Raw genomic sequence first — 10,957 nt, 5'->3', positions numbered from 1 at the left:
ACGCCGAGCCAGAGCCGCCACCACCACCCCACCCCGTTCGACACCAGTCACCTAGCTCGTTGGCACATGGCAGTCCTGCGCTGCCCGAGACACCACAATGCCGGCCGTCCCCCTTGCTGGTCAGCTACCTGACGGGTCACGTGATGTGTGGTCGATCCACGCTTCTACGCTCAGGTCGTGGTCGACTTCGTCGCTTTGTGGCGCAGTGGGATATTCCAGGAACGGGCGCTGGCCTGGATCGACGCTGTCGTCGAGGAGCGTGGCCAAGTACGCGTCGGACCGGTCGACGAGTTCAAGATCCGGTTCTGGTCGGCGGTGTTCCGGGTTCCGCTGCAGGGCCAGTCGGTGTGGTTCAAGGTGGCGAACCCGGGTCAGGCTTTCGAGGGTGAGCTGCTCGTCGCGCTGAGCCAGATCGTGCCGGGTCGAGTCATCAAACCGTGGGCGATCGAGCCATCGCAGGGTTGGTCCCTCCTCCCCGACGGTGGTCCCACCTTGAGCTGGACGTCGGAAGACGACTGGATCGGTCTGATCGACGACGTCGCCGAGCTACAGCGACGCTGCCGACCCCACCAGAGCCTTCTTCCGATGCTCCCTTCCTATGAGGCCGCAACCGCAGCGGACTGCGCCGAGGCGCTGGTGAAGCACCTGGCCGGGCTACCTCTTGGGCACCCGCAGCACCTTGACCGCGCCGACGCGGGTCGCTACCTCCAACAACTCCCTCTCCTACGAAACCGGATGGCCGTCCTCGAGGAGGCTGGCCCACGACCGTCCCTGCAGCCGAACGACGCCCACCCTGGTAACGCCGTGCACCCGACCCGACCGGGCCAGCCGCGCCGGCTCTTCGACCTGGGCGACGCGGTGTGGTCACACCCGTGGGCAGTGCTGCACTCCCCCGGCCGTGGCGTCGCGGGGGCCCGACTCTCCGACCCCTGGCCGCAAGCCGCCAGCACCCAACGGTTGGTCGACGCGTACACCGAGCACTGGCCCGAGGTCGACCGCACCGACCGACCTGTCGTCCTGGAGGCGGTCGAACGGCTCGGAGCCCTGCACCGCCTCGAGTCCTGGCGCCGTCTGATAGCCGAAGCAGACCCGGCGACAGAAGACCAGCTCAAGCTCCGGCTCAACCCATGGCTCGAGCAGGCCTTCAGCTGACCAACGCATAGGGAACACGTCGGGCGAGCAGGCCGCTTAGGGTGCTGGCGTGAACGATGAGCTGCCGCCAGCGCACGTGGTGTCGGACGACACGTGGCTGATGCTCCTGGAACACGGCGTGGTCGACGGCGAGCCCCACGCGGTCGACTACTTCTTCTACGCCAGCGCCAAGGCGCAGGCCGTCTCGTTGGCCGTTCAGCTCAAGCGGTACGGGTCTGCACCGCACGTAGAGCTCCGCCGAACCGGTCGGCTGCGCCTCGGTCGCGAGTGGATCGTGAACGGTGCGACAGCCCCGTTCGCGCTAACCCATGCCACCTTGCAAGCGTGGGTCGCGTCGATGTACCACCTCGGCAGAGCAGCAGGGGCCGCATTCGATGGTTGGGGGTTCCCGGTTGACTAGCGAGCGGCCACGCGTGCCCGGATCGCCTGTGTGAGCGCGTTGCTACGGTCAGCTGATCCGACAAGTCGTCAGAAAGTGCTCGCCAATGCCGTGAGCGGCCGTTCCTAGCTCGGCGTCGAGCATGAACAGCGAGCCCAGCGAGACTGCCCACCCCAGAGCGCGGTCCCAGATCGGGTCGTCGAGCGGATGACGCCCCGACGCGGCCGTCCGAAATGCCTCACGCCCGCGCTCGTCAAAGGCGAGCCACGCGATCGCGAGATCGGTCGCCGGGTCGCCACGGCACACGTCGCCCCAGTCGATGACGGCACGAAGCGCCGGCGCTCCCTCGAGGCTGGCCAGCAGGTTCAACGGATGGAGGTCGCCGTGCAGCCACATCGGCGGCCCATCGTACGGCGGAGCGTCGACGCTTCGAGCCCACACCGCCACGAGGGTTGCAGCGTCGGCTGGCGGAAGACGCGTGAGCCGCTCGCCGACGGGGAGCGCTACGTCGGCGAGCGGGATGCCTCGCCAAAGACTCACCGGCGCATCCTCCGGAGCCGGTCGATGCAGTGCCGACACAAAGGCGCCCAGCTGCTTGGCGACCTGGATTCGGTCGTCAACGGCGACCTCGGTCAACGGGCGACCGTCAAACCACGGGCAGACGAGCCACGTCCACGGATAGCCGAGCCCGGGCTCACCGATCGCCACCGGAGTCGAGACGTCGACCGGCAGCAGGGGCGCCAGCCCTGGCATCCAGTCAGCCTCGTGCTGCACGAGAGGGGCCGACAGCGCACGCCGCGGCATCCGGACACAGAGATCACGGCCAACGCGTGCGATGACGTTGTCCCAGCCGCTCGCGACGATGCGCACCTCACCGGTCAGCGCGGGAAACTGATCCTGCAGCAACGCCGCAATCAGCGACGCATCGATGTCGACCTCGGCAGGCGGTGTCTGCATCTCACCCTCCTGGCACGATCTGCGACCGACACCCCGGTCTCGCATGGGAGCTGGGATAGCTCGAGATAGATCAGCATCCCAGCGCGGCGCGGCAGTCGGGGACACCGGCAAGCTGGATGTCCCCGCGGCGGTTCGCCGACCACGCTTGCCGGGTCATGCGCCATCGCTGCAACTGGCCCGCCGACCCGCGTCGACTCGCCCAAGCAAGTCCGTTGACCTCGTAGCCCATCGACGCGGAGATGCGGTTCGAGCCGACGTTGTCCGTGAAGGCTTCGCTCTCGGCCTGTACTGCTGCGAATCCCTCGAAGGCCAGATGAAGGGCAGCGGCTCGCATCTCGCGTCCCAGCCCTCGGCCTCGCGCCGACTGCGCCAGCCAGGAGAAGGTCGTCACTGAGGTGAAGAGGGTTGAGCTGCTGGCCGATGGAGCAATGATCAGAACCTGTGGATGTTCCTTGGCCTGGTGACGTGAAGGGACGCACCTTCCCGAGGATGATCTGAAGTCCAGGTAGTTCTGATCAGGACCGGCGTTGGCGCGCTGGTTCGGCAAGGTACGTCCATGCTCACGGTAGTCCCCGAAGATGCCGCGGCCAACGAGGCCGGCAGGTCGTTGCTTGATGAGATCGTGCGCGATGGTGCCCGGCAGATGTTGGCGGCGGCGTTGCAGGCCGAGCTGGCCGCTTACATCGAGGGCCACGCCGACCAGGTCGACGAGCGGGGTCGCCGGTTGGTGGTCCGCAACGGCCACCATGAGCCGCGGCAGGTGACCACCGCAGCGGGGGCGGTGCGGGTGCGGCAGCCGCGGGTCAACGACCGGCGGGTCGATGAGGTGTCCGGTGAGCGGAAACGGTTCGCGTCGGCGATCTTGCCGGCGTGGTCGCGGAAGTCGCCGCGGGTGGCGGAGGTGTTGCCGCTGCTGTATTTGCACGGGCTGTCTAGCAACGATTTCGGGCCGGCGCTGGAGCAGTTCCTCGGCTCCGACGCCGGCCTGTCGGCGGCCACGATCACCCGGCTCACCACGCAGTGGCAAGACCAGGCCCGCGCGTTCAACGCCCGCTCGTTGGCTGGCACCGACTACGTGTACGTGTGGGTCGACGGCATCCACCTCAAGGTGCGGCTCGAGCAGGACAAGGTGTGCCTGCTGGTCGTGATTGGGGTCCGCGCGGACGGCCGCACGGAGCTGGTCGCCCTCGCTGACGGGTTTCCGGGAGTCCTCGGAGTCGTGGGCTGACCTGCTCCGCGACGCGAAGCGGCGCGGCATGACCGCCCCGGCGCTCGCCGTCGGGGATGGGGCGCTCGGGTTCTGGAAGGCCGTCCGTGAGGTGTTCCCGAAGATTCGTGAGCAGCGTTGCTGGTTCCACCAGATCGCCAACGTGCTCAATGTGTTGCCGAAATCGGCGCAGCCCGGCGCGAAGGCCGCGCTGGCCGAGATCTACAACGCTGAGGACAAGACCCACGCCGCAGCCGCCGCGCGGGCGTTCGCCGCCGAGTACGGGACCAAGGGGTCGAAGGCGGCGGCGAAGATCACCGACGATCTCGACGTGCTGCTCGGCTTCTACGACTACCCGGCCGAGCACTGGATCCACCTACGGACCACCGACCCGATCGAGTCGACCTTCGCGACCGTCCGGCTCCGGACCCGGGTCACCAAAGGGCCCGGCAGCCGCGCCGCCGGCGTCGCGATGGCGTTCACGCTGATCGAAGCGGCCCAAACCCGGTGGCGGATGGTCAACGCCCCCCACCTGGTCGCCCTGGTCCGCGCCGGCGCCACCTTCGTCAACGGCCACCTCGTCGAACGACCCGACGACCGAGATCAACAAGGAGGTGACCAGCAAGCGGCGTAAACACGCGATCCACAGGTCTTGACTATTGCTCTGGCCGATGAGGTCCTGCATGCCGACCGCTCGTCCTTGATGGACCACGACCAAGTAGAGGTGCCACAGGTCTGGACTGACGGTCCCGCGTCCTCTCCAGATGCTCTGCAGCCACTTATGGACGCGGAGGTCAGGGTCGTCTTCGTACAACGACATCGGGTCATCGAACGGGGCTGGCTCAGCCATCGCCTCACCGGCGTGCACCGCCGCCGCAAGCTCGGCGAGCAAAGCGTCCGAGGCGCCTTTCAGGGTGAGCACGGGCGTCGTGACCTCGACGACCAACGGTGGGTACATCTGCACGTTCGGCGATCTAGGCCCCGCCCGTGGTGGCCGGCGCCGGGCTGGAACAGTCTCACCCTGTGCGGCTTCCCCACTCCACCGTCATCGACGTCGTCTGCTGGGACTGGAACGGAACCCTGCTTGACGACACCGAAGTCGCTATGGCGGCAATGAATGCGGTGCTGCATGACCGTGGACTGCCTGTGCTGCCGCACGTCGACGCGTATCGGAAGGTCTTCGGGTTCCCCATTCAGGCCTTGTACGCACGACTTGGCGTCAGCGACGTCGACTTCCAGCTGGCCGCAGGACGCTATCTCGAGCTGTTTCCTGTCCACGTCGAGCGGGCCCAGCTGCACCCCGGGGCTGATGCTGCACTACGCGCGATCGGCCGCCTGGGCGCCGAACAGGTATTGATCTCCGCGACCATCGCGGAAGTACTTCAGGCCCAACTGGCTCCCCACGCGATCGCAGGCCACTTCGACCAGATCCTCGGGATCACCGACGCGTACGCATCGAAGGCCGACGTCGTGGCGAACTGGCTCGAGTCGTCCGGCCACGATCCGCGGCGGGTGTTGATGGTGGGCGACACCAATCACGACGAGGAGATCGCGGAGAAGCTGGCCGTCCATTTCATCCGGTTCGCGCGCGGCCACCAGGAGCCGCCTGACCACGACCGGCATCCTGTCGTCCACCACCTCCGCGACATTATTGAGCACCTCAGCGGCTCACGAGTCGGCCGCGAAGGAGAAACGGCTCTGCGCCAGGGGCTACCAGGCATGGCATCGTCAGTCTCGGGAACCCTCGCGGGCGGTCTGGACACAACGGGGTATGAGATTCCGATCGCCCACTGAGGAGCAGCCGTTGACCGCTTCGGTCCGGGAGGACGACACCGAGCTGTGGTCTCAGTTGTTGGCGAAGGATCCGGAGGCGGTCGGGCTCCTTTTCGATCGTCACTCCCAAGCTGTCTACAACTTCGCATTCCGACGTACGGCTTCGTGGTCAGCCGCTGAGGAGGTCGTCCAGGCGACCTTCACCACGGTGTGGCGAAAGGCGGCCGATCGCAGCTTGCCCGCCCTCGGCCGTCCTTCGGCTCTGCCGTGGCTGCTCGGGGTTGCTAGCCACGAGAGCCGGAACTCGGCCAGAACCCAGAGCAGGGTGCAGCGACGCCAGGCCCGGGCGACGGCGCCGCCCCCCGTCCGCGACCATGCCGACGAGGTAGCGGCCCGTATTGATGACGAACGGCGGATGTCGATAGTCCGACGCGCCTTGTCCCAGCTACCGGCGCACGAGCGGATCACCATCGAGCTTGTCGCGTGGTCGGGGCTGACGCTGGCTGAGGCTGCCGATCTCCTGGGCGTCGCCGAGGGAACGGTCAAGTCCCGGCTCTCCCGCGGACGCGCCCGGCTCTCGGTCCTGCTCGATCCTGCCTCCACCGACGAGGAGCACCGATGAACGCCCAGCCACCACTGCGGGAGCGGGCGCTTCCGCCCCAGATCTCGGCGCAGCTCCGAGCCACGATCATGGCCGGCACCGTCGATGTCCGGCCGGCCCGCCGCGTCAGGACAGCCTGGTTGGCCGCGGCAGTGCTGGCGCTGCTCATCGGGTCCGGCTTCCTGGTCTGGACGAGGACCACGCCTCCGCTGACCGCGGCACCCGCCCCTGTCAGTACTGCCGACGACGTCATCGTCGACACCGACCGCGGACCGTTGACGGAGTCTGAGACCCAGGCCGCTCTGACCTCGTGTCTCCGGCCCGAGGATCCGGCGGTCGACACGGTCATTTCGGCTCGAGGGTTGACCGACGGGCACGAGTGGTTCCCCTGGGTGGCCTACCGCAACGTCGACGACCAGGTAGTGCTGTGCTCGAAGCGGCTGTCCGGGCCCACCTACGGCGGTGAGCGGAAATACCGCCCGTCTGACCGATACCCGGTCGTACGTGTCACTGGTATGGCTGCGGCCAGCTGGCGACCTGACCAGACCTCGGCCAACCCGACGGTCGCCACCGATTACTCGACCGTGCAGTTTTTTGCCGCCAGCACCGACGTCGCAACCGTGCAGCTACGCGCCGTGGCCGACGGCGTCGCCGGTGCCTGGTTCACCGGCGAGGTGCACGACGGTTACGTGTTCGTGCCGCTGTTCGAGGCCGGGCCGGTACCGCTGGACTCTCATGGTGAACCCACCCTGACCTTCGAGCGCCGAGCGTTCGACCGCAACGGGTTGCTCGTCGCGATCAAGTGACGTCCGATCAGAAAGCCGCCCCGATCGGTCGTGTTCACTGGGAGCGTGACTCTTGGACTTGAGGACGGCTCGTTGCCGGACGACACCGGTTCTCTCGGGATGCGACACGGCGCGTGTTGAGGCCATTCCGCTTCCCGCTGCGCGACCGAGCCACCGGCCTACCTAGTGGCTGTCGCAGCTCTGATGGGCCTCCTCGCTGGGTGTTCGGGCGGAGGTCAGCAGCCGGGATCGGAGCCTTCGAGCGGACCAATCAGTGGTGGGGCGGCCGCATCCTCAGCGAGCAGTGCAACGCCTTCCTCGTCGGCCACCGACGCACAGCGGTCACCGAAGAGCCTCGTAGAGGCGTTCCTCCAGCGAGTATCACGCGGGGAAGTCGAGCAGGCCTGCCAGTTGTTCGACCAGCCGCTGCTGGACGCACTCAAGGAGCAGGGCGGATGCGAGGTCACCCTCTCTCAACCGTCCGTCACCAAAGCGGCGAAGCAGCTCGGTCAAGCGCGCGTCGACGAGGAAGAGATCGACGTGACGGGGACACCGCCACCGTCGAGAACGGTGCGATCACCCTGAGCGGGAAGCCCTTTGCGACCCCACTCAGTCGGCTGATCCGCCACGACGACCGTTGGTGGATCACCATCCCGGGCTAAGCCAACACTGCGGCATTAACGCCTCGCTACCGCGGATCGCCGATTTCCTGTGCTTCCGCCTGGCGCGGCGTAGCCTCCAAACGTGGCGAGAAGGGTCGAACGACTGGCGCAGAGTATTGGTCTCGTCGAGCAATACCCAGGAGCCTGGTATGAACCGGCGTCGAAGGTGCGGCGCAAGCGAGCCGGCAGCCTGCTGGTCGCTCTCTCCATCTCTCTCATCGTCTTGGGTGTGGTGCTGCTCGTCCTGCGATCAGCTTCGGCCGGAGTGGCCCCCCTCGTGACCGGCGGAGTCGGCCTTGTCTTCTATGTCCTCATCACGCGGAGGAACAGAGCCCGCGAACAATCCACCAATCAGGAGGGCTTATAGCGCGTCGCTCTACCTTGCGCCCGCGTCTGGAGCGCAGCCAGGTCGCGCACCGCGTAACGGTGATGCTCGACCTCCTCCTGAAGCACGACGCGGAGGCAGCGGCGCACCACGTACTCCTGGTCGGGGTACGGGTCGGCCGGCTTCCGACCACACAGCCGGTCGAGCTCGGCATCGGTGAGCCCGTCCACGACCCGCCTCATGGCGGCCATCCGGGCGAGCCGCGGGACCAGCACCTCGTCGAGCGTCGGGGTGGCGCCCATGGTGAGCCCGAGCGCCGAGGCCTCCTCCGCCGGCATCCCGCCGGCCGGCAGGCCCCAGGGATGGTAGGGCGCGTCCTCCTCGAGCACGGCGTTGCCGAGCCAGGCGTCGCTGGCGAACAGCAGGTGGCGGTGCGTCTCGACGAACGACCACTCCCCGTCGACCTGCTCGTACAGCTCCTCCTCGGGCATCGCCTGGGCACGGTCGATCGTTTCCTGCCACAGCGTCTCGATCGCCGTCCAGGCCGCCCGGTAGTCCTCGGCGGTCGCCGCGTCGCGGACCAGGATGCGTACGGGGTGCTGCCGGTCCAGCTCTGCCTCGACGTAGGCGGTCACGTCGACGTCGTTGACGACGACCCGCGCGAAGTCCCCGCTCAGGGAGACGTCGCTCCCGTAGCAGTCGACGACCCTCAGCCCGCTGACCTCGCAGTCGCGGATCTCCAGGCCGGCGAGGTCGCACAGGTGGATGCGGGCACCACGGAACTGGTCACTCTGGGCGTACTCGACAGCCATGGGGGCAGTCTGGCGGATCCTGGTACGCCCGGCGAGAGCAGCAGGACCCCGAGGTTGCCGCCGATCGTGGACCTACGCTTGGCTAGCGGTCGTCGACGCAGAGTTCGGACATCCGCGGCTGGCGGCCATCTACGACTCCCTCGACCCGGATCGCGGCGACCTGACGTGCTACCTGGGTTTGGTCGCAGAGCTCGGCGGCCGACGGGTGCTCGACGTCGGATGCGGTACCGGCACCTTCGCCTTGCTGCTGGCTGATCAGGGGTTCGACGTCGTCGGCCTCGACCCCGCGGCGGCATCGCTGGCGGTCGCGCGGGCCAAGCCCGGCTCAGACCGGGTGCGATGGCTCGATGGCGACACCCGCGTCCTGGCGTTGTCGGACCGGGACGTCGCCACCATGACGGCCAACGTCGCGCAGGCCATCGCCCATCCGCAGGACTGGTCGGCGACGCTCGACGCGATCCACCGGTCGCTCGTCCCCGGCGGGACGCTCCTGTTCGAGACCCGCCATCCTGCGGCGCGGCCTGGGAGGAGTGGACCCGGGGTGCGACCGAACGCACCGTCGTCCTCCCGATCGTCGGTGCGGTGACCACCTGGACCGACGTGACCGTCGTCGACATCCGCGACGCCCCCGACCGGCCGGGACGTGAGCTCGTCTTCGTCGCTCGACGCGCGTCGCCGCCCCATCTGGTCAGTCCGTGCTGAGAACGTCCCGCCACGAATAGGTGGGGGTCCAGCCGAACAGGGCCCGCATCTTGGCGCAGTCGAACGCCGAGCCGAAGTCGTCATGACCGGCGGCGAAGCGGTCGTAGCCGTCGTAGTACTGCGCCATCAGCTCGCGGAGGCCGCGCCGGGCCCGCGTGTCCGCGGCTGCGATGAGGCACACCTCGTGACCGGTGCTCTGGCCCTCGAGGGCGGCTCGGTACGCGGTGCCGACGTCGCGGGCGTCGATGTAGCTCCAGAAGTTCGAGCTGCTCAGGCCGGGGTCGTCCCACTCTGACCGGAACACGTCGTAGCCGTCGGGGTCGATCACGTTGTTGATCCGCAGCCCGACCCAGGCGGTCTCGGGGTGGGCCAGCACGAGCGAGTCGACGATCACCTCGCTGATGAACTTGCTCAGCGCGTAGGCGTTGGGTGAGGGCCGGCGTTCGCTCTCGTCGAAGGGGATCTGGGCCGGGGCGGCTCCGTCGGTCAGCAGCCCGGTCGCCATCTCGCTGGAAGCGTAGACGACGCGCGCCGTGCCGAGGTCGCCGGCCGCCTGCAGCAGGTTGTGGGCGCTGACCACGTTGTTGTCGAAGACGTCGACCCGGGCATGGCCGCGGGGTGCGGGATTGGCCGCGAGGTGGGCGATCCCGTCGGGCCGGAACTGGGCAAGCACGTCGTACACCTGGCCCGCGTTCGTCAGGTCGACTCGGCAGAACTCTCCCGGCAGCGCCAGGTCCGGCCGAGCGGCCAGGTCGAGGTTGACCACCTCGTGGCCGGCCTCGGCCAGGTCGCGGACGACCCATCGTCCAGCCCGACCGTTACCTCCGGTGACGACCACCTTCATCGCGCAACACCCTCTTTCGTCGATGTGGATCCCCCGAGAGCCTGACACGAGGGCCGGCGAGGGCGAGGTCGGGCTCAGCAGCGGGCCGCTGCGCGATGGTCAAAAGCCGAGCTGCGCCGGTTCGACCGAGCGGGCGTGGCGACCCGGCCACTCCATGCCGAACTGGGCGACCGAGTCGATGAAGCCGACCACGACCGCAGGCTCGGGGAGCCCGTACTCGGTGAGATCGGTTGTTGTGTGGCCGCCCACCACCAGCGAGACGTCGTAGCCACGGATGACGGCACTGTGCATGGTGCAGCGAATGCACTGCTCGCTCGCGGCGCCGACCAGGATGATCTCGGAGACGTCGAGGCCGGCGAGCGTCGGCTCCAGCTCGGTGTCGGCGAAGGCGTCGCCGAACGACTTCTCGACGACGGGTTCGGCTCCGGTCGGGCCGAGGCCGGCGACCCACTGCCAGGCTTCGCTGCCGCGGACCAGCCCCTGGTCGTGGTGCTGGACCCACACCACCGGGACCGAGGCGGCACGCGCCCGTTGGACGAGGTCACCAACGGTGCCGATCACCTCGTCGCGTCGGTACGCACCGTCGACGACGCCCGTCTGCACGTCCACGACGAGCAACGCACGAGCACGACGGCCTTCCAGAGTGGTCACAGATTTGGCTCCTCCACTGACCGGGCCGGTCCCCTCCCCTACGATCGGCCCCTGGCGCCACGGTACGACGCCAGGACCAGCCAGCGACGGTTCCCCTGGCCGCCGTG

At 68.2% G+C, this 10,957-nt stretch carries 13 protein-coding genes and 1 pseudogene; 9 read left to right on the top strand and 5 right to left on the bottom strand.

Features of this window, described 5'->3' with window-relative positions; all coding sequences use genetic code 11:
• Window positions 1–177 precede the first annotated feature (177 nt).
• Together ACFE76_RS13350 and ACFE76_RS13345 are read left to right on the top strand one after the other, a co-directional pair.
• Window positions 178–1,152 (top strand): hypothetical protein, encoded by a 975-nt coding sequence (locus ACFE76_RS13350; RefSeq protein ID WP_375432249.1) that lies wholly within the window; start codon window positions 178–180, stop codon window positions 1,150–1,152.
• A 49-nt stretch (window positions 1,153–1,201) separates the two neighbouring features.
• Window positions 1,202–1,552, top strand: a complete 351-nt coding sequence (locus ACFE76_RS13345) for a ribonuclease E inhibitor RraB (RefSeq protein ID WP_375432248.1) — start codon at window positions 1,202–1,204, stop codon at window positions 1,550–1,552.
• 48 nt (window positions 1,553–1,600) lie between these two features.
• On the opposite strand, the gene ACFE76_RS13340 is transcribed toward ACFE76_RS13345, so the two are convergent.
• Both ACFE76_RS13340 and ACFE76_RS13335 read right to left on the bottom strand, forming a co-directional pair.
• A complete protein-coding gene (locus ACFE76_RS13340; protein WP_375432247.1) occupies window positions 1,601–2,488 on the bottom strand; it encodes an aminoglycoside phosphotransferase family protein in 888 nt (295 codons plus the stop codon).
• Between the two features lie 70 nt (window positions 2,489–2,558).
• Window positions 2,559–3,035 carry a GNAT family N-acetyltransferase gene (locus ACFE76_RS13335; RefSeq protein WP_375432246.1) on the bottom strand — a complete coding sequence of 159 codons (477 nt, stop codon included), beginning with the start codon at window positions 3,033–3,035 and terminating at the stop codon, window positions 2,559–2,561.
• 9 nt (window positions 3,036–3,044) lie between these two features.
• Between ACFE76_RS13335 and ACFE76_RS13330 the strand changes: the two are divergent.
• The 6 genes and pseudogenes from ACFE76_RS13330 (at window position 3,045) to ACFE76_RS13305 (ending at window position 7,883) form a co-directional block, all read left to right on the top strand.
• Window positions 3,045–4,329: pseudogene (locus tag ACFE76_RS13330) on the top strand (IS256 family transposase).
• Window positions 4,330–4,682: 353 nt separating this feature from the next.
• Window positions 4,683–5,489 carry an HAD family hydrolase gene (locus ACFE76_RS13325; protein WP_375432245.1) on the top strand — a complete coding sequence of 269 codons (807 nt, stop codon included), beginning with the start codon at window positions 4,683–4,685 and terminating at the stop codon, window positions 5,487–5,489.
• Window positions 5,467–6,090, top strand: a complete 624-nt coding sequence (locus ACFE76_RS13320) for an RNA polymerase sigma factor (protein ID WP_375432244.1) — start codon at window positions 5,467–5,469, stop codon at window positions 6,088–6,090. The genes ACFE76_RS13325 and ACFE76_RS13320 overlap by 23 nt, the downstream gene beginning before the upstream one ends.
• A complete protein-coding gene (locus ACFE76_RS13315; protein WP_375432243.1) occupies window positions 6,087–6,875 on the top strand; it encodes a hypothetical protein in 789 nt (262 codons plus the stop codon). Before ACFE76_RS13320 ends, ACFE76_RS13315 begins: the two co-directional genes overlap by 4 nt.
• Before the next feature lie 390 nt (window positions 6,876–7,265).
• Entirely contained in the window at window positions 7,266–7,439 is a 174-nt protein-coding gene (locus ACFE76_RS13310) for a hypothetical protein (protein ID WP_375432242.1), read from the top strand.
• 159 nt (window positions 7,440–7,598) lie between these two features.
• On the top strand, window positions 7,599–7,883 hold the full coding sequence (locus ACFE76_RS13305) for a hypothetical protein (RefSeq protein ID WP_375432241.1): 285 nt from the start codon (window positions 7,599–7,601) through the stop codon (window positions 7,881–7,883).
• Here the strand turns inward: ACFE76_RS13305 and ACFE76_RS13300 are convergent.
• Window positions 7,868–8,653, bottom strand: a complete 786-nt coding sequence (locus ACFE76_RS13300; protein ID WP_375432240.1) for a DinB family protein — start codon at window positions 8,651–8,653, stop codon at window positions 7,868–7,870. The two genes, ACFE76_RS13305 and ACFE76_RS13300, sit on opposite strands and share 16 nt — an antisense overlap.
• A 205-nt stretch (window positions 8,654–8,858) precedes the next feature.
• Here ACFE76_RS13300 and ACFE76_RS13295 point away from each other — a divergent pair, with 205 nt between their 5' ends.
• Window positions 8,859–9,239 (top strand): class I SAM-dependent methyltransferase, encoded by a 381-nt coding sequence (locus ACFE76_RS13295; protein WP_375432239.1) that lies wholly within the window; start codon window positions 8,859–8,861, stop codon window positions 9,237–9,239.
• 102 nt (window positions 9,240–9,341) lie between these two features.
• On the opposite strand, the gene ACFE76_RS13290 is transcribed toward ACFE76_RS13295, so the two are convergent.
• Both ACFE76_RS13290 and ACFE76_RS13285 read right to left on the bottom strand, forming a co-directional pair.
• Complete coding sequence (locus ACFE76_RS13290; RefSeq protein WP_375432238.1) at window positions 9,342–10,199, bottom strand: NAD-dependent epimerase/dehydratase family protein; 858 nt, start codon at window positions 10,197–10,199, stop codon at window positions 9,342–9,344.
• Window positions 10,200–10,298: 99 nt separating this feature from the next.
• Window positions 10,299–10,850, bottom strand: coding sequence for an isochorismatase family protein (locus ACFE76_RS13285; RefSeq protein ID WP_375432237.1), 552 nt, complete (start codon window positions 10,848–10,850; stop codon window positions 10,299–10,301).
• Between the last annotated feature and the right edge of the window lie 107 nt (window positions 10,851–10,957).

The sequence above is a fragment of the uncultured Friedmanniella sp. genome (genome assembly GCF_964244005.1).
Taxonomy (GTDB): domain Bacteria; phylum Actinomycetota; class Actinomycetes; order Propionibacteriales; family Propionibacteriaceae; genus Microlunatus.
This window is presented reverse-complemented; position numbering and strand designations above follow the sequence as displayed.